This window comes from Alteromonas ponticola (assembly GCF_012911815.1).
GTDB classification, from domain to species: domain Bacteria; phylum Pseudomonadota; class Gammaproteobacteria; order Enterobacterales; family Alteromonadaceae; genus Alteromonas; species Alteromonas ponticola.
In genome coordinates this window covers 90,107-110,616 of the sequence record NZ_JAATNW010000003.1, presented here as the reverse complement: position 1 = coordinate 110,616, position 20,510 = coordinate 90,107, and the positions used below count along the sequence as shown (strand labels likewise).

Below are 20,510 nucleotides of genomic sequence, written 5' to 3'. Positions count from 1 at the left end.
GTTGATGCAAATCCGCATTTCAACCCCGTGTGCGGTTAAAGTGTATTAGTTGTTTTCAGCCGCAGCCAGCTCATCTTCCAGTCGCTGACTTTCATCCGCTCTGGGTTTTGTGAAACGCGCCAACGCCAGATATAATACCGGCGTAAGATACAGGGTAAATACTACCGCGATACCCAGCCCACCAAAGACCACCCATCCAATCGCATTGCGGGCCTCTGCACCTGCACCAGTGGAAAGAATTAGTGGCAGCCCACCTAATATGGTGGAAACCAGGGTCATCATGATTGGGCGTAATCTGACTTTGCCAGCCTCGACGATAGCGTCCCGCACGTTAAGACCTTTGTCACGCAACTGATCGGCAAACTCAATCAGTAAAATCGCATTTTTAGCTAATAGACCAATCAGCATCACCAGCCCTATCTGCGAATACACATTCACCGACGTGCCGGTGAAAAAAAGTGCATAAATGGCGGCGGCGATACCAAATGGCACGGTCAGCATCACCACCACTGCACTGTTAACACTTTCAAACTGTGCCGCCAAAACCAGCAGCACAATGACAAAGGCAAGCACGTAAGTGAGCGCCACTTGCTGAGAGGTTTCTTCGTACGTCTGCGCTTCGCCTAAAAAGACCAATCCAATGCCATCGGGTAACGATGTTTCTGCCAGCGTGCGAATATTGGTGATGACATCGTTAAGGGCGACATCTTCCGGCAGCTCCAGTTCCAGCTCAATCGCTCTGCGCTGCGCCTGACGTTCAAGCTCTGCAGCAACACCTTCTTCTGAGATATAAGCGACACTGGAAAGAGGCACCAGCGAGCCGTTATCGGACTTAACGTATAGCGCGGTTAAATCAGACGGATTGCTTTCGTTGCGATTATTGGTTTGCAGCATAATGGGAATAGACTGGTCACCTACGTTCAAATCGGCAATGTCATTTCCATTTACCGCTGCGCGTAAGGTATTGGCGATATCGCTTAGCGGTACGCCGAGGGTTTCTGCACGTTTGCGATCAATGTTGATGCGCATCTGTGGTTGCGTCGGCTCATAACTTATTCTGGGTGAACCCAATTCAGGGTATTGGTTTTCGATGGCCTGTGCAAAGTCGACTGCCACTTCGTAAATACGCTCATAGGTGTCGCCGGTTAATGCCATTTCCAGGCCGCCACCCTGACCCCTTAAATTTAGGCTGTTACCACCAAAGGCATTACCCGGCGCGCCAGGGATTGACTGTAGAGCAGGGCGCAACTCTTCTACCACTTCCTGTAGTGATTTGTCTCTTTCATCCCAGTGCTTAAGCGGAGCAGTAATAAACACGATATTGGGATCCCACTGTCCGACCACAGTAAATATCGAATCTACTGTGCCGTTTTCAACATAGGGCATCAGCAAGGTTTCCATCTTTTCCGCCTGTCTGTCCATGAAGGCCAGACCAGCTCCGTCTGGACCGCGCGCAAAGATACGTATAGTGCCGCGATCTTCACTGGGTAACAATTCATTATCTAGTTGGTTGGCGGTCCACCAGGCTCCCAACGCCGCCAGAAGACTGAGTAACACTACCAGCCAGCCATATCGCAATGCTTTATCCAGGCTGGCGATATAGAACTGCTGACAGCGATGGCCGATGCGGCCAAAGCTCTGATTAAAAAATCCCTTATCACGATCTTTAGCTTTTTTTAGCGGTAGCCGAGCGGTCAAAGCCGGCACTAATGATAGCGCCACAAAGGAGGAGATGATGACAGCACCGGCAAGCACGCCACCAAACTCGCGGAATAATCGTCCGGCGGTGGAGGGCAAGAATGCGATAGGAATAAATACCGAGGCAAGCACCGCGGTTGTGGCGACCACCGCAAAGAAAACTTCCCTTGAACCGATGACTGCCGCTGCACGCGCGCCTAAGCCCATTCCCCGGCGACGCTGAATGTTTTCCGAAACAACAATGGCGTCATCTACTATCATACCGGTGGCCAGAACCAACGCCAGCAGGGTTAAAATGTTGATAGAAAAACCCAACATCCAGATGACCCCTAATGCACCAAACAGCGACACAGGAATAGACAGCGCAGGTACCAATGTAGCCCGCCAGGAACCAATAAAAACAAGCAACGTGAAAATAACCAGGATAACGGTCAGGCTCAACGAAAACACCACTTCATTGACGGAGTCACGAATAAACTCTGCATCATCAGAGGTAACAACTATATCCATATCGTTAAAACGTTCGTCAAGACGGGTGACCATCGCCAGTACTTCATCCGAAATTTCGATGGTATTTGAGCTGGCCTGACGGATGATTCCCACGCCTATAACAGGCGTGCCATCCAACCTTACCAGGCTAATTGCATCCGCAGGGCCAAAGTAAACGCTGGCCACGTCACCGACAGTGATATCATCAGTGAGTGAAATCTGGCTGACGTCATCTGCAGTAATTGAAGTTGCATCTGCGCGCACAATCAACGCCTGATCCTGTGACTGAATGCTACCTGCGGGCACATCAAAGGGCGCTGATTCCAGCGCATCGGCCACTTCTGTCATTGATAAGCCGAAACTGCTTAAGCGCAGAGGGTCCACCGACACGCGCAATACGCGTTCACGGGAACCATCCATTTGCACATCGGCCACCCCCGGAATACTTAGAAACAGGGGGGCAAGATCGGTATCCACACGTTCAGTCAGGGTTTCTAAATCCATTGATGCACTCGATACCGCCAGGCTGACTACTGCCTGGGCATCGTTGTCAGCGCGAATAATCGCTAGCTGCTCCACCCCTTCAGGTAATTCTCGTTGAATCCGGCTGACTGACTCTCTGGTTTCATTGGCCGCATCTTCCAGGTTGATACCGGGTCGAAATTCTACCCGAATGCGGGAAGAGTTCTCTTCACTTTGTGCATAGATGTTTTTGACGCCACTAACCCGGGCAACTGCGCCCTCGAGACGGCTGGTGATTTCTGCGTCAATAGTTTCTGGTGAACCACCGGGGTATTGTGCGGTGACAGTGATACTGGGCGTATCTACATCGGGTAATTCTCTGACTTCCAGCCCATAAAGCGCTGCCAACCCGGCGATCACAATCAACAGATTGAGCACTACAATTAATACGGGCCTTCTGATTGAGAGGGATGGCAGATCGTTAGTAGAAGAGGTGTTATGCATCTGGTTGAGCCTTTGCCTGAGCTCGCGCAGACTGAGTCTCGATTTCCTGATTATGACGTAATCTCTGGACTCCTTCTACGACAAGCTGATCACCTTCACTTAAGTTGCCCGAAACCAGAATGGTACCGCGAAGCCGCTGGTGCACAGTAACGTTGGTTTTCATGGCTTTACCATTGTTGTCTTTAAACAAGTAAGCCCCTGTTGCACCCCACAACAACGCCGCTTCAGGTACGGCAGCATATAAGTTGCCGTTGACGGACAGATTTACCCTAAAGCTCATTCCAGGGCGAAAGCGATCGTTTACATTTTCCAGTAACGCCCGGGCACGCATAGTGCGGTCGACTTCGTCTATCCGTGAGTCAATCTGTGCTATCTGAGCCGACAGCGAAGTTGAGCGTTCACTCCAGGGTTGAAGTTGTACTTCAGGTGAGCCCAGCAATAATGAAACGGCTGCTTCCGGCGCTTTAAAATTAATATATAATTTTGAGCGGTCATCCAAAGTAGTCACCGCGGTCTGTTGGGTTATGCGGTCGCCAACCTCAACATCAGTGAGACCGACAATACCTGAAAATGGGGCCAGCATCTGACGGTCGTCCAATTCGGTCTGTGCTTCCATTACCGAAACCTGGGCCAGCTCAAATATGGTTTGGGCATCATCTAAGTCACTTTGCGGTACCGCACCCTGTTTCCGACTTTGTTGTAAGCGCTTGAGTGAACGTTCAGCATCCGACAGTTCCAATTTTGCGCGTTTTAACGCTACTTGTTGACGTCGATCATCCAGGCGTAATAACACATCACCCTTTTTTACTTCATCTCCCGGTGCAAAATTAACCTCTGTCACCTCATCATCGACGGCTGGATACAAGGTGACTGAACGAAAGGCTTCAGCTGTGCCAACCGCTTCTACTTTCTTATTTTCATACTCAAACTTGATTGCTTCAGTCACAACCAGTTTGGCTTTATTTTCACCCGACCATTGTGCGCAAGCTGAACCACTTATGAATAAAGTGGCGATTAAAGTTCGAGCAATTTTAAGGTTTAAGGGAATGGTCATTAAACATCCAGTATTGAAAGCGCATTTAGACAAAAAGCAGGTGGGTATGGCATCACATATACGTTAGCTAAGCAATTGTAGTTCAGCGTATTCTCGGTACAACGCATCGTGTTCCAGCAGTTCTGTGTGTGTGCCGCTGGATTTGATGCTGCCTTTTTCCATTACCACGATTCGGTCCGCATGCTTAACGGTGGCTAATCTATGCGCAATCACAATGGTTGTGCGGCCGCGCATTAATCGATTGAGGGCATGTTGTACCATTTTTTCACTGCGAGCATCTAACGCGCTGGTAGCTTCATCGAGTAGCAAAATAGGGCGATTGGCCAGGATGGCTCGGGCAATCGCAATGCGCTGGCGTTGCCCGCCCGACAATCGAACCCCACGTTCACCAAGCTGAGTATCATAGCCCAACTCCAATTGTTCGATAAAGTCGTCAGCATAGGCAGCTTTGGCCGCTTTTTTGATCTCAGCAAGGCTGGCTTCAGGCCTACCGTATGCAATATTTTCCTGAACCGTGGTGGCGAATATCACAGGCTCCTGTGTCACAATTGCGATGGTATTACGTAAATCGGTCAAACGTACCTGCTCGATAGACTGTGAACCTATTTTAATTTGGCCTTCTTGCGGCTGGTAAAAGCGCAGCAGCAGTTGGAAAAGCGACGTTTTTCCGGCGCCACTGGGGCCAACTAAAGCGACCTTTTCACCGGAGTTGATAATGAGAGAGAGTTCGCTGAAAAGAACCGGGTTTTCAGGGTAGGCAAAGGTTACTTTCTCAAAACGTATAGTGGGCGGTTGGCGCGTATCCTGTAATAATGGCTGGGTACCTGAATAAATAGATGGCTCGGTGTGCAATAGCTGTAATAGTCGTTCGCTTGCACCAACCCCCCGTTGCACGTCGCCAATTACTTCACTGATGGTGGCCACACTACCACCTGCCAGCACGGCATAAAATAAAAACGCCGAAAGCTCCCCCATACTCATTTCATCTGCAAACACCTGGCGAGCACCAATCCAGGCTATCGTCGTAATAGCAGCAAGGCTGACAAGCATTATCGCGCCTATAAGCTGTGAGCGAAAATGGATGCGTTTTTTAGCCGCGCTGAGCGAATGTCCCACCCGCTGCTTAAACAGTTGTTGTTCAAACGATTGCGCATTAAACGCTTGAACCGTCGTGATTTCATGCAAAGCCTGATCGACGTGCGCCCCTAAATCCGCAATTTTGTCCTGACTTTCTTTCGCGTATGTTCTGACGCGAGGCGCCAATATACGAAGCGGCAATAGTACACCCGGTACGGCTAACAATACACACAGCGTAAGAATCGGACTGGTTATTGCCATCAGCACGACCGCACCTATAAAGGTAACCACAGACCGCACTGCCATGGACACACTGCTGCCTATGACTGTTTGTAAAACAGTAGTGTCACTGGTGAAACGGGAGATCACTTCGCCAGTGCGGGTTTTTGCGAAAAATGACGGGGGCAGGGTCAGCAGGTGTGCGAACACTTCGTTGCGAATATCGGCGCTGATTCGCTCGCCTAGCAGACTCATCAGGTAAAAACGAAAATAAGTGGCGATGCTGGCAATCAAGCAGATAATCAGTACTGCAACCACTGCGGTATTCAAAATAGATGGGTTGTTGTCAATAAATCCTTCATCCACCGCCACTTTGATACCCTGACCTAAAATCAGCCAGGCGCCAGCAGCGATAAATAAAGCAACGATAGCCCCGGCCACTTGCCAGCGATAATGAGCCAGATGTCTGCCTACCCATCGCAACACCTCGGTCGTGGTTATCGGGATGTCAATTTGCACATGCTGTTCCTTTGGTGAAAGGGCGTTAAAAAGTCCGGGACCAGTTTACACGACTTAATCACGAACCACCCCGTTCCTTTTCGTTTTCTTTTTTGATTAAAACTTGAATAAGCGCGCTAAATCCGTATAATGCCGCGGCCTTCCCATTTGTCTGCTGCTTTTTGCATCAGCACGGGAAGGTAAGTTAACGGTAACGCTACAACGAGTTTGAGGCAACTATGGTTACTATTCGTTTACAGCGTGGTGGCGCGAAAAAGCGTCCATTTTATCAACTAGTGGTGGCTGACAGCCGTCGCGCAAGAAACGGACGTTTTATTGAAAACGTTGGTTTCTTCAATCCAACTGCACAAGGTCAATCGGAGCGTCTTCGTGTCGATCTAGAGCGTGTAGATTACTGGGTTGGAGTTGGCGCGAGCTTGTCTGAGCGCGTAACTAGCTTGGTAAAAGAAGCTAAAAAATCAGCAGCATAAGCTGCAAAAGTGGTGGGTATAGATGAGTCAAGCGTCTGACAAAGTTGTTATTGGCAAAATTGGCGCTCCGTATGGAGTAAAAGGTTGGGTCAAGATCAACAGCTATACCGATACACCCGCGGGTATTTTTGATTATTCGCCGTGGATTCTCGGTGATGGTAAAGAATACCAGATTGACCAGTGGCGTCCGCATGGTAAATCTTTGGTGGCCAAAATAGAAAATGTCGATAGCCGTGATGATGCCGAACGCATCAAAAATCTGGATATCCATATTCTGGCTGACCAGCTTCCTGAGCTGGGCGAAGATGAATTTTACTGGCGCGACCTGACCGGCATGCAGGTAGTGACAACGCAAGGTTACGACCTGGGTGTGGTCAAAGATGTATTTAATACCGGGGCTAATGACGTGTTACAAGTCAAAGCCAATGGTAAAGATGCATTTGGTCAAAAAGAAAGATTACTGCCGTTTGTGTTCGATTCAGTCGTACAGTCGGTGGATAAATCAGGCAGAGTAATTACGGTAGACTGGGACCCGGGGTTCTAAGTGACCACGGAAAAATGGTTCGGCATCGTTAGTTTGTTTCCTGACATGTTTGCACCCTTCTCGCAGCAAGGTGTTGTGGGACGGGCGGTGAAGTCAGGCAAAATAGCGATAGACCATTTTAACCCGCGTGATTTTACTCACGACCGCCATCGCACCGTGGATGATCGCCCTTATGGCGGTGGTCCGGGAATGTTGATGATGGTCAAGCCTTTAACAGACGCTATTTCGGCAGCCAAACAGGCTGGCGGAGAACAAAGTAAAGTGATCTACTTATCCCCACAAGGGAAACCGCTGGATCAGGCTGGGGTGAAAACGCTGGCCAGTAACGACCGCATGATCTTAGTCTGTGGCCGTTATGAAGGAATCGATGAACGCGTAATTGAAAACCAGGTTGACGAAGAATGGTCAATCGGGGATTACGTGTTAAGTGGTGGCGAGTTGCCAGCACTTGTGCTGATGGATGCTGTAGCCAGGTTAGTACCGGGCGTTTTAGGACATCACGCATCAGCCATCGAAGATTCATTCGCCGAAGGGTTGCTGGATTGTCCGCACTATACGCGGCCTGAAGTGCTCGACGGTAAAGCGGTCCCCCCAGTGTTATTAAGTGGTGATCACGAAAAAATTAGGCAGTGGCGGTTGATGCAGTCGTTAGGTAGAACCTGGCAGCGTCGCCCTGAATTATTAAATCACCTAGCTCTGACTGAGGAGCAACAACGGTTACTCAATGAGTTCACTGAACAGTTGCAGCAAGATGACAGTTAACTAGGACGAGAGGATATGATGAGCAAAATCAGTCAAGATATCATCAAAAAAATTGAACAAGCACAGCTAAAAACTGATGTTCCTGCGTTCGGCCCAGGTGACACAGTTGTGGTTAAAGTGCGCGTTACCGAAGGTGACAAAGAGCGTCTTCAGGCTTATGAAGGTGTTGTTATTGCTAAACGTAACCGTGGTCTTCACTCGTCTTTTACCGTGCGTAAAATTTCTAGCGGCGAAGGCGTAGAGCGTGTATTCCAAACCCACAGCCCGGCTGTTTCTTCAATTGAAGTGAAACGTCGTGGTGCGGTTCGCCGTGCTAAGCTTTACTTTCTGCGTGAGCGTTCAGGTAAATCTGCACGTATCAGAGAGAAGCTTAACTAAGATTACTAATCCTTGCGTTATTGTTAACTTTGAAAAACCCGCGTTTACGCGGGTTTTTTGCATTTAAAGACACCAAAAACTATGCACCCCATTTGGCAATCTATTTACGCCGGGAAGTGGTACTCCACCCATGCAAAACCGTTAAGGCAGGCACGCCTGGCGGCCAAACAATGGTGTTGGCAACTGAATCAACTGGATTTAGGCGATGACGAGCGAATCAACGTATTAAAGCACCTTTGTCCTGCCGCAACATCGTTACAGGTTGGTATGCAATTTTTCTGTGACTATGGTTTTAATATCCAGCTTCAAGGGCAGGCGACATTTGGTAACAGAGTCGTGGTACTGGATGCCGGGATTGTTAAGCTTGGTGACAACCTTATTGTGGGTAATGATGTAGTAATATGTGCACTACATCATTCAAAGGATGCCTGCAAACGAGGTCAGGGACTGCAGCGCGCTGAGCCTATCAATATTGGCCGCAATGTAACGCTGGGAAATAAGGTGACAGTGTTACCCGGTACCGTAATTCCAGATAACACCAACGTACAAGCTAACCAGTTGGTAACCAGAAACGATTTTTAAAATGTTTCATGAAATGGTTGCGCACTTAATGATTTATTGATAAAAAGTCAACGTCTGCAATTAATGTTGCCTTCCTTAGAGTTGTAAAATTTTATTTACAATTGAAATTGCACCAGCAGCGTTATCCATTCTACTGTATTCATCTATTGGTTAGAGAGCAAAATGATCAAGGACACCGTTAATAATATTCATATCAGTGCTGAAGATGTTCTGATTACTCCTGAAGCATTGAACGAAGAATTACCTGTTTCAGCTCATGCACTTAACGTTATTTCACAAGCCCGCGCCACCATCGCCGATATTATTCACCGTCGCGATCATCGTCTGTTGGTAGTGTGTGGCCCCTGTTCCATTCACGATATAGATGCGGCGAAAGAGTATGCATTACGTCTTAAAGAGTTGCACGAGTCGTGTAAAGACACGCTGTTCATCGTCATGCGCGTATACTTTGAAAAACCTCGTACCACCACAGGGTGGAAAGGGTTAATTAATGATCCTAATATGGATGGTAGCTTTGATATCGAAACCGGTCTGCGCAAAGCCCGTGAATTATTGATTTGGCTGGCCGAACTAGAGCTTCCGGTAGCCACGGAGGCGCTCGATCCTATCAGCCCACAGTATCTGGCCGAACTATTTAGCTGGAGTGCCATTGGCGCACGTACCAGCGAATCGCAAACACATCGGGAAATGGCCAGTGGTCTTTCAATGCCAGTAGGCTTTAAAAATGGTACAGACGGAAGCCTGGATATTGCGATAAACGCATTAAAGTCGGCGGCGTCCGGCCATCGCTTCATGGGCATAAATAAGCAGGGTCAGGTCAGTGTTATCGCTACCAGTGGTAACCCAGACGGACATATTATTCTGCGTGGAGGCAAGCAACCTAACTACGATTCAGTTTGTATCTCTGAATTTGAATTAACCTTGCAGGAAGCCGCGCTAAGTGCCGGGCTCGTAGTGGATTGCAGTCACGCGAACTCAAGCAAAGACTATAAGCGTCAGGCACTGGTAGCCAAAAACGTGGTAAATCAGATTCTAGAAGGTAATCAGTCTATTATCGGCGTGATGCTGGAAAGTAATATTTATGCCGGAAGCCAGAATGCCAATGGAAAACGCCCAGAGGAATTAGATTATGGCGTATCTATTACCGACGGCTGTATTGACTGGGGCACAACGGAAAACCTCATCACCCAGACCCGGGACAAGCTGATAACCGTATTGCCGTTAAGACAGAATAAACGGGATGAAGTCGCTTGATTCTACCGCTATGAAAAACTTTGATGAACAACTGGATCGGCTGCGTGAAGGGATCGATGCAATCGACGCTGAACTGGTTGATTTGTTGCGGCGACGAGCACAGCTTACGGGGCAAATTGGTGAAATTAAAGCTCACACGGGTATGCCAGTTTTCGTACCAGAGCGCGAAGCCACCCTTATTCAAAGGCGTCGACAACAGGCGATGCAGCTTGGCGTTTCAGCGGATTTAATTGAAGACCTGTTGCGTCGTATTATGCGTGAGTCTTACCATACCCAAAACAACCGCTATCGCTGTGCTAATTCCGATATCCATCGGGTCACTGTGATCGGTGGGCATGGCGCATTGGGGAGCGTGATCTGCTCGTTGTTCGGGAAAAGTGGTTATTCTGTTTCAGTGATTGAAAAAGCAGACTGGCAAAAACGTGAGACAGATGAGTTATTGGCGCGCTCGCAGCTGGTTATTGTTGCCGTACCGATTAATCTCACTGAAAAAATCATTCGTCAGCTTGGGAATTTGCCAGCTGATTGTATATTGGCCGATATCACCAGTATCAAAGTAAAGCCATTGCAAACTATGTTAGAGGTTCACCAAGGGCCGGTAGTGGGCTTACATCCCATGTTTGGCCCGGACGCCCCGGGCATGATCAAGCAAGTAGTGGTGGTGTGTGATGGCCGAATGCCAGAAGCCTATCAGTGGTTGCTTGAACAGATGACAATTTGGGGGGCGGCAGTGCATCACAGTTCAGCCCAGCAACACGACCAAGCCATGGCGTATATTCAGGTGATGCGCCACTTTTCAACCTTCGTTTACGGTGCGCATTTACAAGAAGAAGGGCCTGACTTAAATATGCTGACCGTGTTCAGTTCACCTATTTACCGGCTTGAACTGGCCATGGTAGGTAGACTGTTCGCTCAGGCTCCCAACCTGTACGCCGATATTATATTCGCCAATCCGGAAAATATTGCGCTTTTAAAGCGGTTTCACAAACGTTACGGAGATGCTCTGGAAAAATTGGAAGCGGGTGATAAAGCTTCATTTATTAAACAGTTCTTATCGATTGGTCAATGGTTTGGTGATTACGCCAAAAAATGTTTGGTCGATAGCAAACGGCTGCTGCTTAAAGCAGACGACGATCAGATGCTTCGCTAAACCACTTCTCATTTACATTTCTGGTTTTATTTCGCAACGAAAGCAAAAAAGATGGTATTTTAATAATATGCCTACTACAGTTTTTCTAACTTACTAATTTCATTTCATATTGCATAAACAGGGAGGTTTGGTGTGAGCTTAATGCAACGCCTATTGCTGACGATTATTCCGCTGGTCGTAGTGTCGATTTTACTGCTGGGAATCATTACCCTCACCATTGCGGTTAGTGAGTCAGGAAAAGCGTTAGATGATGCAGCCGAGCAAAGTTTAACTAATAAAAATGTGCAAACTAAGCACGCCATCCTTGATTACTTTAATTTCATACAAAAGCAAATTGTAGACAAAGCTGAAGAACAAACCACAATCCAAGCGTCAAAGGCGTTTAGGCAGGCTTTCGTTGAATACCCCCAGCAGAGAAATGCACTTAGTAACCCACAACATCAGTCGTTAATTAAGTATTACACTGACGACTTTGCAGAGCTATATAAGCAAAGAAACGACACGAGGCTAGACAACGCCCTTCAGCTTGTAAATGACCTGTCAGATACCGCTACACTTCTGCAATTCGATTTTATAGCGAACTCCCGCTTTGCTATTGGTGAGAAAGACAAGTTGGTCGATTTGAACAATGCGACCAGTTATGCTCAGGTGCATGACCAATATCACGCCGATTTTCAGCGCTTCTTACAGCGTTTTGGTTACTATGATATCTTTTTGGTTGATGCGCAGAGTGGAGCAATTACGTACAGCGTATATAAAGAGCTGGACTTTGCGACCAACCTCAAGTCAGGTCCCTACGCGGGCTCGGGTATTGCTGAAGCATTCAATAAAGCGGTAAAAGCGACAAAAAAAGCTGAAGTGGCAGTGAGCCAGTTAACCACCTATTTGCCTTCTTATAACGCCATGGCAGGCTTTATTGCAGCGCCTGTCTTCGATGGAAATCGCCTGATTTCGGTATTGATTTTTCAGATCCCCCTGGACGAAATAAGCAGCATTTTAACGCATGATCAACAATGGGTAGAACGAGGATTTGGTGCTTCAGGCGAAACCTATCTCATCAACAAAGATCGCCTACTTATCAATGAAAGTCGCTTCTTCGTAGAAGATAAAGATGCTTATCTTAAAGCTATCTCCAGTAAATATCCCACGGACGCAATTGCGATAAACGATGCCAATACTTCTGTGGGCATTCAGAAAGTCGATTCTATTGCGGCCAAAGCAGCGTTAACAGGGGAGACAGGGTTTGAAGAAATCGTCGATTACAGAGATGTATCGGTTTATTCTTATTTTTCACCCCTTCGCATTGGTGATCACGTTTACGGTCTGATAGCTGAAATGGACGTCGCTGAAGCACAAAGTGCTTCTGTCGGAGTTAAGAACCGATTAATATTATGGACCACAGTGTTACTAATCCTTATATCTATCGTCGCTACAATAGTGGCGTTTTTAGTTGCCCGCAAAATTGTTAAACCACTTAATGATGTTGGTGACACCTGCCAACAATTGGCGTCTGGAAAAGGTGATTTAACCATCCAGCTTAAAAAGTCTAATATCGATGAAGTGGACAGGATCATTAGCCCATTTAACCAGTTCATCATTCAAATTCGCGACATCATTTCGAGTGTCAAAGAGGAAGCCGCTTCATTAACAACAACTGCTATTCAGTTAGAATCAATCACAGACAGCAGTCGAAATTCAACCTCGCTTCAACGTGATGAAACCCATATGGTGGCCAGTGCCGTCGAACAACTTTCAGCTTCAATAGCTGAAGTATCTAACTCCATTGCTACCATGCACGAAGAAGGGGAAAGAGCGAAATACCGTTTAAGTGAAAACAACAAAAAATCCGCACTCGCAGCTGACAATATTAAACAGCTAGTGGAGCATATCAGAATGGCGAGTAAAGTGATTGCCTCGCTCAAACATGATGTTAATCAGATTACTTCAGTACTAAATGTCATTACCGGAATTGCCGATCAAACCAATCTGTTGGCGTTAAATGCCGCTATTGAAGCGGCTAGAGCCGGTGATGCGGGACGGGGCTTTTCAGTAGTCGCGGACGAAGTACGTGCGCTGGCTAATCGCTCTCAGGAAAATACAATTGAAGTCTCTCAGATAATTGAAAAGATGACGACATCATCAGAGCAATCTGTCGTTACTATGCAAAAAGCGGGAGGTGCCGCTGAGCAGGGTATCGAATTAGTAGATGGTGTCAGCCAGGCAATGCGCGAAGTCACGTCATTAATCGAGCACGTACAGGAAATGTCGAATACGATTGCTGCCGCAGCAGAAGAGCAGGAGGCCACATCACACTCTGTCAGTGAAAATGTCTCACGAATTTCAGAGATGGCTGAAGGCATCGAAAAAGGAGCCAAACAAACAAACGAGTCTGCCCAGGAGCTTAACAAAGTTGCAAATCATCTCACATCTATGATCGCTCGTTTTAAGACCAATTAAAAAGCATTATACCACTTTGACATCAATCATAGCGTGATTCAGGTCACTTTTAGATGTGACAGGCCAAAACAATCACGGATGTCTGCGGGTAACGCTTTGATAAAAATAATTACAGTACAGAGGTTATAATGACAACAAAGAGGCTAGGTAGTATCACCTGCGTGGGGGTTGGAATGACACTAGGCTCCCATATATGTCCGCTTTCGCGAAGCCATATTGAACAGGCAGATGTAGTGTTTTGCAGTATGTCTGACAAGTATGTTGAAGAGTGGGTGATGTCGATGAATGCTGATGTTCGCAGCCTGCAGCCATTGTATGCAGAAGGAAAAGATCGCCGTCAGACCTACCGTGAAATGGTAGAAGTGATGATGGCAGAAGTACGGTTGGGAAAAAAAGTGGTAGGTGCGTTTTATGGCCATCCCGGTGTATTCGCACTCGCGCCACATAAAGTCATTAAACAGGCAAAGGATGAAGGGTTTGCGGGGCATATGGAGCCAGGAATTTCTGCCGAAGACTGTTTATACGCCGATATGGGACTAGATCCTGGCACGCATGGGTGCGTGCATTACGAAGCCAGCCAGTTTTTATTCAACAAAAAATGCTTAGATACTACAGCGCTGGTGATTTTATGGCAGATTGGAATGGTAGGGGACAGACAACTTAAGTCGTTTACCGCGGCAAGTAAATATCGTAGAGTTCTGCAGAATTGTTTGCTGGAATACTACTCCCCTGATCACAAGGTTGCTCTGTACGAGGCAGCCGTTTTGCCAATTGAAGAAGTGAGAGTTGAATGGGTGAATCTTTCAGCACTGGCAGATGCAAAAGTGCATCAGCACTCAACACTGGTGATACCCCCGGGCACAAAAAAATCTAAAGACCTGACCATTGAGCGTCTTCTGAATACACTCGATTTGGAATGAAACAATTCCCTATTTCAAAACAATTTAGAGCATGCCTGTTAGAGCATAATGACTTTTCGTTATTTAGAGAGCTATTTTCACGTTATGAAATAATGCAGTACATAAGTGCCCCTTATTCTTCCGATCAAATTGAATTTCTGTTTAAGCAGGCGCTCTCGCTCAACGAAGCAATCGGCTTCAGGCAAAAAATTTGGACAATCTGTAACCATGACAAAACAGTAGCGGCAGGTATAGCAATGTTGAAAATACGCAATAACGTGGGTGAAGTAGGTGTAATGTTAAAACCCGATTTTTGGAACATGCATATTGGTCGCTATGCGTTCATAGCACTGGTCAATCTCGCAGAAAAGCGGGAGTTAGCGACATCAATGATTGCATTTTGTCATTCGCAGAACTATCGGTCACTCAAAACGTTGCGAGAAATCGGTTTTGCCTTTGACTCAAAAATGGCTGAAGAAGAAAATACGTTTTTGAAAGGGATCAGAAAATAAGCGCGCTAACTTTGTTAACAATTTTAACGTTTAGTGGTAATTTCTAACCGCAAAAAACGAACTACAATAATCACAAAGGGAAATAACCATGTCAGCAGTAAAATTGTTAGAAAAGTTAGGTGGTAGTGCTAATGTCACGAAGGCGGAAGCACGTAAATACTTTTCAGAGAGTTTCAGTGAGCACTCGACGAACAAACCAGAAAAGCTTTGGTGCATAATGTTCCCTGAAAAAGAAGAAGACAATGACGATGACAAAAACAAGGAAGAGGAAAAGTCTGTATCATTTCACTAAGGTGAAAATCCTTCTTTTTATAGCCTGTTTAATGTCAGCAGCAAGTTATGCTGCTGACTATTCGGCGCTTCTTAAAGAAGCTGATCGATTTAAGAGTCGTGATCCAAAGCTATTTGCAACCAAGCTGGAAACACTCAGAACCGACCTTGCACACTTTGACGCATACGAAAAAGATTATTTTACCTACCTGGATGGTTATCGTATTGGTTTTGCAGGTGAGCCCAAGATAGCGTTGCAGTATTATTTAAGGGTGATTGCTAATACTGCCAATATCGAATTGAAGATAAAAGTATTAGCAGCGGCAATAAATATTCAGGCAATAGTGAGAAATTATTTAGCAGGCTATGCTCAGGCATTGACCCTGCTCGAACTTTTGCCGCAAGGAAACCTTAATAATCGTATTGAAGCCTATGCCATCCTCGCTATTTTTTACAATCAAATTGATGAATTTAGTTTGGGCCTTGACGCATCCAATAAAGTCCTCGGGTTGACTGACGACGCGCGTACATTGTGCTTCGCCCAGACAACTAAACTAGAGGCTAATTTTAACCTGGGCAATATTGAGCAATTTGATCAGGTCAATGCAGCTATCGAAATTTGTGAACGTGCCAACGAGTATGCTCCCGCCTCTATGAACATAGTGACAAAAGCCAAGCTGCTTAAACAGAAAGGGCAGGTTGAAGCTGCGCTTGAATATCTACTTAGTCGTGAACAAGCGGTAAAAAAATCACGCTACCCGGTAGCAATCTCTAGCTACGAAGCTGAACTGGCAGAGTTATACTGGCTTACTGGTGATGCTGTGAAAGCATATCAACATGCTAATTTATCAATACAACAGTCCAGTGGCGCGGGGCTGTACAAGTCCAGAATTCAAGCTTACGAAACATTGTTTCGTTATGCCGAAAGCGTTGGCGATGAGTCAAGTGCTTTGGACACATTGAAGAAACTGACGGAAACCGAGAAAGCGTTTTTAGATGAAGCAAAAGTTAAACAACTGGCCATTCAGCAAGCGAAGATTGATGCCATAGAAAAAGCAAACCAGATTAAATTACTAGATAAAGAAAATTCTCTGCTTAAGACCGAGGCGGTGCTGGCCCGCACCGAAATTGAAAATAACCGATTAGTGATTGTGACCTTGTTTTTACTTTCGTCACTTGTCGTAATATGGTTGTTAGTTAACCGCAAAATGCAGCGCCAGCTGAAGCAACAAGCGCAGACCGATGAATTAACCGGGGTGCCGAACCGTCACCATTTTTCACAGCTAGCGGCATCATCGCTGGCTTATCATAAAAAGACCCAACAGGTTTTAACTCTCGTTGTGTTTGACTTAGATTATTTTAAACATATCAATGATTCATACGGTCATCTGATAGGTGATTGGGCGCTTAAAGCAGTGATTGAAGCAATCCAGGAAGTCTTAAGAGAACAGGATGTCATTGGCCGTCTGGGCGGCGAGGAATTCGGTATATTGCTGCCGGGCTGTACCTTGTCAAAAGCGCGCTCAATTACTGAAAAATGTCGTGAGGCTATTGAAGCTATCGATACTTCCCAGTCAGGAGAACAGTTTAAGATAACTGCCAGCTTTGGTATAGCTGATACCCAGGTGTGCGGCTATACGTTCGAAACCTTATACGCGAACGCTGACCTCGCGCTATATAAAAGTAAAAAGGAGGGACGAAACCGCGTTTTTGTTTTTGATAGCAGCGAACAGAATATGCGGGAACTAGTAGAACAAGCGAACTGATTGTTTACCCTTTATTCTAAATTGATTTAAGTTAGTACGACGGGTTATATGGAGTCAGGTTGCGTGTTGAGGTAATTGGCGGTGGCTGATGCCACATCAACCTTTTGTTTCTATTTAAATAAAAATAATACCAAAACAGTGAGAGCAGCTTTTTTTGCTTCACTTTTGGATTTTTTAAACGAGCTCGGCTAACAGCTGAAAAAACTTTTTCTTTATATAGGCTGTGAAAAAAATAATAATACTGTAATGCGAAAGGGATGCTAATCTATTTCTAAATGGATGCACTTCAGTTAAAAGGGAGACGCTATGTCAGCAGTTGAGTTATTGGAAAGCTTAGGTGCGAATGCGGATATTAACGCAGTAGATGCTGGACAGCAATTTTGGTCTGTATTCGAATCTGAAAAAGAACGATTCGAGGATAGAAAATTGTGGTGTGTAATACATCCAGATAAAGACCCGGATGATGACGAAGATGATGGTGATGAAGAAACATCCATTTTCGTAAATTAGTGTATGAAACGCATCTTCTATTTACTCATTTTGTTATTTGCAGCATGTTCCTCAGCTGCAACGAACACTATGTTATTGGAAAAAGCGGACCAAATTAAGAGTAAGCAACCTCACGAGTTCAACCAGCTGCTTGTTGAACTTGAACAAAATGCACACACCTTCACCCCATATGAAGCCAACTTTTTCAAGTTGTTACAAGCCTATCAGATTATTTTTGATGGTGAGCCAGCCAGTGCAATCCCTTATACCATGGCGGTATACGAATCTGCGCGCAACAATGATTTAAAAATTAGAGCCCTGACCGTTACCGTCAATTTGTACGGCGTAATGCGAAATTTCATTGAAGGGTATACGTATGCGCAGCAGTTGATCGCATTGATCCCAGAAGTAAGCAAAGAGGGACAGATTAATGCATACGCGGGATTAGCCATTTTTTATAATCACTTAGGTGAGTATGAGCTGGGTTTGGAATCGGCAAACTGGCTAATTGAACATGCAGATAATCCGCATACTGTTTGCGTAGCGCTGCAAAATAAACTGGAAGCAGAGTTTTATCTAAATCACGTGATTGACCCCGGCTCTGCAGATCACGCGATTCGCTATTGCAAAGACGCTGATGAACATCTGGTCACGTTGGTAAACCTGGTCATTAAAGCCAAACTCTATTACAAGCTAGGTAAAGTTACCGACGCAATTGCATTACTAGAGTCCAATAAGGATGTGTACGAAAAAGCCTATTATTCAGTCGTACAAGCTGATTATCAGGCTCAACTCTCTAATCTGTATTTTGATGCTGGTCTATATGACAAAGTGAAACAACACGCAGAAAAAGCTATTGCTTTGTCCAGTGGGGCAGGTATGTTTCAGCCACGGGTATTGGCGTTTGAAGTGCTGTATAAATATTTTGAAAGAATAGATAATATGGCCCAGGCTCATCACTATTACAAACAATATTCTGAAACGCAAAAAGCGCTGCTTGATGAAACAAAAATGCGTCAACTTGCGATCCAGCAAACCCGATTCGAAGCCCACAAAAAAGTGAATCAGATTGCGTTGCTGAACAAAGAAAACTCATTACTTAAAATGCAGGCAGAATTAGCCCAGCGAGAAATAGATAATAGTCGACTGGTCATTGCCACTTTGGTTTTGCTGGCATCCATTGTGATGGTCTGGTTATTGTTTAATCACAAATTGCAGATACAATTGAAAACTCAGGCACAAACTGACGAGTTGACTGGAATTGCGAACCGCCACTATTTTACAAGTGTCGCTGAAAAAGCGTTAAGCTATCATCAGAAAACCGGGCAACACCTTACTGTCGTCGTATTCGATCTGGACTTGTTTAAAACGGTTAATGACAAACATGGCCATGTTGTCGGCGACTGGGCGCTCCAAGCGGTGGTTGATGTGGTGAAACGGGTTTGTCGAAATCAAGATGTTATTGGGCGATTGGGTGGCGAAGAATTCGCTATTCTATTACCTGGCTGTGGCGCCCGAAAAGCTCACCTTATTACCGAAAGTTGCCGCAGTGCTATTGCCGCCATCGATACCGCCGAAACGGGGGCGACGTTTAAAGTTACCGCAAGCTTTGGCGTGGCAGACACCAAGTTGTGTGGCTACAAGTTTCAACACTTGTACGCGTGTGCTGACAAAGCGATGTATCGCAGTAAGGATGAAGGCAGAAACCGGGTGTATGTTTACGATGGTTATCCACCTGAATCCTTTACCCTGGACGAAAAGTTCAGCTAGCGATTATTCTGCTAAAGCCTGGGCAGCAGCTACCTTGGTGGGGCTTATTTCTTCGCTGGGATAACACCCCAGCAACTTCAGATAACGTGTGATTTTACGCAGTGCGTCGATTGCCTTTTGTAAAGGACCATCATTTAGATTGCCTTCCACGTCAATATAAAACATTTCTTCCCAAGGGTTACCCGGTATAGGGCGAGACTCTAATTTTGTCATATTAATGGCATTATCTTTAAGGACCAGTAACGCTTCTACCAGCGCACCTGGCTTTTGTACGGTAGACATCACAAAGGTGGTTTTAGCCGGTACTTGCAACGGAACATTTACCGCGTCACGGGCGACCACAATAAACCGGCTGTGGTTTTCTTTTTGATTTGCCAGATTTGATTTTATCGCCGTTAAGCCGTATAAGTTACCACCCGCTTCACTCCCTATCGCGGCGACTTCAGCACTGTTTAACTCACTCACCGTCAACATAGCCGAGGACGTACTATCCACGGTTTTAACTTCCACATTACCCAGTTCAGCAAGAAAGTGACTACATTGAGTGAATACCTGTGGGTGAGCATATAAGGTTTTTATCTGACTGAGTTGCGTATCGCCTTTTACCAACAGTGCATGGCGGATAGGGTGCGTCAATTCGCCAATAATACTTAATTGCGTATGTTGCAATTGATCGTAGACCTCATTAATGCTGCCCGAGGTTGTATTCTCAATGGGAAGTACCGCATAGTCGGCTTCCGCGCGTTCAACCTTGGTAACAATTTCGCTGAAACTTTGACAGCCTATTTCAAGCAGTTCGCCCGGGCGGCGCGAAAAGTATTTTTGTGTGGCGAGGTAACTGTATGAGCCTTTATCACCTAAGAAGGCCACTCTGTTTAATGGCAGCGCACTACCTGGATTAGCCCGTTCTGCCAACATAGCTTGTTGATTCAACACCGAATCTTCGATGATCACATGGAACAACTGGGTCACGTAGTGAGCATCCAGACCGGCTTGCTGCCCCGCTTTAATCAGTCTTACCAACAATTGTTCTTCACGATGCACATCGCGCACTGGAATATGGTGTTTGATTTTTGTTTCAGCAACTTGATTGGTCAGGGTTCTTCGCTGAGCAAATAGTTGAATCAGTTGCTGGTCAACCTCGGTAATTTTCTCTCGTAATGCGTCTAATGCAGGCTCTGACAT

Annotated in this window: 18 protein-coding genes; 14 read left to right on the top strand and 4 right to left on the bottom strand. The window is 46.0% G+C overall.

Going from position 1 to position 20,510, the window contains the following annotated elements; genetic code table 11:
• Positions 1 to 45: 45 nt before the first annotated feature.
• The 3 genes from HCJ96_RS05425 to HCJ96_RS05415 form a co-directional block, all read right to left on the bottom strand.
• A complete protein-coding gene (locus HCJ96_RS05425; protein ID WP_169210028.1) occupies positions 46 to 3,153 on the bottom strand; it encodes an efflux RND transporter permease subunit in 3,108 nt (1,035 codons plus the stop codon).
• Positions 3,146 to 4,207, bottom strand: a complete 1,062-nt coding sequence (locus HCJ96_RS05420; protein WP_169210027.1) for an efflux RND transporter periplasmic adaptor subunit — start codon at positions 4,205 to 4,207, stop codon at positions 3,146 to 3,148. Before HCJ96_RS05420 ends, HCJ96_RS05425 begins: the two co-directional genes overlap by 8 nt.
• A 63-nt stretch (positions 4,208 to 4,270) precedes the next feature.
• Positions 4,271 to 6,016: an ABC transporter transmembrane domain-containing protein gene (locus HCJ96_RS05415; protein ID WP_169210351.1), complete on the bottom strand. Its 1,746-nt coding sequence runs from the start codon at positions 6,014 to 6,016 to the stop codon at positions 4,271 to 4,273.
• Positions 6,017 to 6,240: 224 nt separating this feature from the next.
• Between HCJ96_RS05415 and rpsP the strand changes: the two genes are divergently transcribed.
• The 14 genes from rpsP to HCJ96_RS05345 all read left to right on the top strand — a co-directional run bounded on the left by rpsP (position 6,241) and on the right by HCJ96_RS05345 (position 19,325).
• Positions 6,241 to 6,492, top strand: coding sequence for a 30S ribosomal protein S16 (gene rpsP / locus HCJ96_RS05410; protein ID WP_169210026.1), 252 nt, complete (start codon positions 6,241 to 6,243; stop codon positions 6,490 to 6,492).
• A gap of 22 nt (positions 6,493 to 6,514) precedes the next feature.
• Positions 6,515 to 7,036, top strand: a complete 522-nt coding sequence (gene rimM, locus HCJ96_RS05405) for a ribosome maturation factor RimM (protein WP_169210025.1) — start codon at positions 6,515 to 6,517, stop codon at positions 7,034 to 7,036.
• On the top strand, positions 7,037 to 7,798 hold the full coding sequence (trmD, locus tag HCJ96_RS05400) for a tRNA (guanosine(37)-N1)-methyltransferase TrmD (protein ID WP_169210024.1): 762 nt from the start codon (positions 7,037 to 7,039) through the stop codon (positions 7,796 to 7,798). It abuts the gene before it with no gap.
• Positions 7,799 to 7,816: 18 nt separating this feature from the next.
• On the top strand, positions 7,817 to 8,176 hold the full coding sequence (gene rplS / locus HCJ96_RS05395) for a 50S ribosomal protein L19 (protein ID WP_169210350.1): 360 nt from the start codon (positions 7,817 to 7,819) through the stop codon (positions 8,174 to 8,176).
• Positions 8,177 to 8,257: 81 nt separating this feature from the next.
• Positions 8,258 to 8,758, top strand: coding sequence for a maltose acetyltransferase domain-containing protein (locus tag HCJ96_RS05390; RefSeq protein ID WP_169210023.1), 501 nt, complete (start codon positions 8,258 to 8,260; stop codon positions 8,756 to 8,758).
• Positions 8,759 to 8,920: 162 nt separating this feature from the next.
• The gene (locus tag HCJ96_RS05385; RefSeq protein WP_169210022.1) at positions 8,921 to 10,012 is read left to right on the top strand and encodes a 3-deoxy-7-phosphoheptulonate synthase; all 1,092 of its coding nucleotides are present in this window, start codon (positions 8,921 to 8,923) and stop codon (positions 10,010 to 10,012) included.
• Entirely contained in the window at positions 9,999 to 11,162 is a 1,164-nt protein-coding gene (gene tyrA, locus HCJ96_RS05380; protein WP_246261175.1) for a bifunctional chorismate mutase/prephenate dehydrogenase, read from the top strand. The genes HCJ96_RS05385 and tyrA overlap by 14 nt, the downstream gene beginning before the upstream one ends.
• Before the next feature lie 141 nt (positions 11,163 to 11,303).
• Entirely contained in the window at positions 11,304 to 13,619 is a 2,316-nt protein-coding gene (locus tag HCJ96_RS05375) for a methyl-accepting chemotaxis protein (protein WP_246261192.1), read from the top strand.
• 128 nt (positions 13,620 to 13,747) lie between these two features.
• Positions 13,748 to 14,539: an SAM-dependent methyltransferase gene (locus tag HCJ96_RS05370; RefSeq protein WP_169210020.1), complete on the top strand. Its 792-nt coding sequence runs from the start codon at positions 13,748 to 13,750 to the stop codon at positions 14,537 to 14,539.
• The gene (locus HCJ96_RS05365) at positions 14,536 to 15,030 is read left to right on the top strand and encodes a GNAT family N-acetyltransferase (RefSeq protein WP_169210019.1); all 495 of its coding nucleotides are present in this window, start codon (positions 14,536 to 14,538) and stop codon (positions 15,028 to 15,030) included. The genes HCJ96_RS05370 and HCJ96_RS05365 overlap by 4 nt, the downstream gene beginning before the upstream one ends.
• 88 nt (positions 15,031 to 15,118) lie before the next feature.
• Positions 15,119 to 15,322, top strand: a complete 204-nt coding sequence (locus HCJ96_RS05360; protein ID WP_169210018.1) for a hypothetical protein — start codon at positions 15,119 to 15,121, stop codon at positions 15,320 to 15,322.
• Between the two features lie 31 nt (positions 15,323 to 15,353).
• Positions 15,354 to 17,066, top strand: coding sequence for a tetratricopeptide repeat-containing diguanylate cyclase (locus tag HCJ96_RS05355; protein ID WP_169210017.1), 1,713 nt, complete (start codon positions 15,354 to 15,356; stop codon positions 17,064 to 17,066).
• A 306-nt stretch (positions 17,067 to 17,372) separates the two neighbouring features.
• Positions 17,373 to 17,576, top strand: coding sequence for a hypothetical protein (locus HCJ96_RS05350; RefSeq protein ID WP_169210016.1), 204 nt, complete (start codon positions 17,373 to 17,375; stop codon positions 17,574 to 17,576).
• Between the two features lie 69 nt (positions 17,577 to 17,645).
• Positions 17,646 to 19,325: a tetratricopeptide repeat-containing diguanylate cyclase gene (locus HCJ96_RS05345; RefSeq protein ID WP_169210015.1), complete on the top strand. Its 1,680-nt coding sequence runs from the start codon at positions 17,646 to 17,648 to the stop codon at positions 19,323 to 19,325.
• 3 nt (positions 19,326 to 19,328) lie between these two features.
• Here the strand turns inward: HCJ96_RS05345 and pheA are convergent, their stop codons facing one another.
• Positions 19,329 to 20,510 carry a prephenate dehydratase gene (pheA, locus tag HCJ96_RS05340; protein WP_169210014.1) on the bottom strand — a complete coding sequence of 394 codons (1,182 nt, stop codon included), beginning with the start codon at positions 20,508 to 20,510 and terminating at the stop codon, positions 19,329 to 19,331.

What these genes read in the sequence shown, in the direction of transcription:
- HCJ96_RS05425 (WP_169210028.1), bottom strand. Translation starts at nt 3,153, where the DNA reads ATGCATAACACCTCTTCTACTAACGATCTGCCATCCCTCTCAATCAGA.
- HCJ96_RS05420 (WP_169210027.1), bottom strand. Translation starts at nt 4,207, where the DNA reads ATGACCATTCCCTTAAACCTTAAAATTGCTCGAACTTTAATCGCCACT.
- rpsP (WP_169210026.1), top strand. Translation starts at nt 6,241, where the DNA reads ATGGTTACTATTCGTTTACAGCGTGGTGGCGCGAAAAAGCGTCCATTT.
- rimM (WP_169210025.1), top strand. Translation starts at nt 6,515, where the DNA reads ATGAGTCAAGCGTCTGACAAAGTTGTTATTGGCAAAATTGGCGCTCCG.
- rplS (WP_169210350.1), top strand. Translation starts at nt 7,817, where the DNA reads ATGAGCAAAATCAGTCAAGATATCATCAAAAAAATTGAACAAGCACAG.
- HCJ96_RS05390 (WP_169210023.1), top strand. Translation starts at nt 8,258, where the DNA reads ATGCACCCCATTTGGCAATCTATTTACGCCGGGAAGTGGTACTCCACC.
- HCJ96_RS05385 (WP_169210022.1), top strand. Translation starts at nt 8,921, where the DNA reads ATGATCAAGGACACCGTTAATAATATTCATATCAGTGCTGAAGATGTT.
- tyrA (WP_246261175.1), top strand. Translation starts at nt 9,999, where the DNA reads ATGAAGTCGCTTGATTCTACCGCTATGAAAAACTTTGATGAACAACTG.
- HCJ96_RS05375 (WP_246261192.1), top strand. Translation starts at nt 11,304, where the DNA reads ATGCAACGCCTATTGCTGACGATTATTCCGCTGGTCGTAGTGTCGATT.
- HCJ96_RS05370 (WP_169210020.1), top strand. Translation starts at nt 13,748, where the DNA reads ATGACAACAAAGAGGCTAGGTAGTATCACCTGCGTGGGGGTTGGAATG.
- HCJ96_RS05365 (WP_169210019.1), top strand. Translation starts at nt 14,536, where the DNA reads ATGAAACAATTCCCTATTTCAAAACAATTTAGAGCATGCCTGTTAGAG.
- HCJ96_RS05360 (WP_169210018.1), top strand. Translation starts at nt 15,119, where the DNA reads ATGTCAGCAGTAAAATTGTTAGAAAAGTTAGGTGGTAGTGCTAATGTC.
- HCJ96_RS05355 (WP_169210017.1), top strand. Translation starts at nt 15,354, where the DNA reads ATGTCAGCAGCAAGTTATGCTGCTGACTATTCGGCGCTTCTTAAAGAA.
- HCJ96_RS05350 (WP_169210016.1), top strand. Translation starts at nt 17,373, where the DNA reads ATGTCAGCAGTTGAGTTATTGGAAAGCTTAGGTGCGAATGCGGATATT.
- HCJ96_RS05345 (WP_169210015.1), top strand. Translation starts at nt 17,646, where the DNA reads ATGTTATTGGAAAAAGCGGACCAAATTAAGAGTAAGCAACCTCACGAG.
- pheA (WP_169210014.1), bottom strand. Translation starts at nt 20,510, where the DNA reads ATGTCAGAGCCTGCATTAGACGCATTACGAGAGAAAATTACCGAGGTT.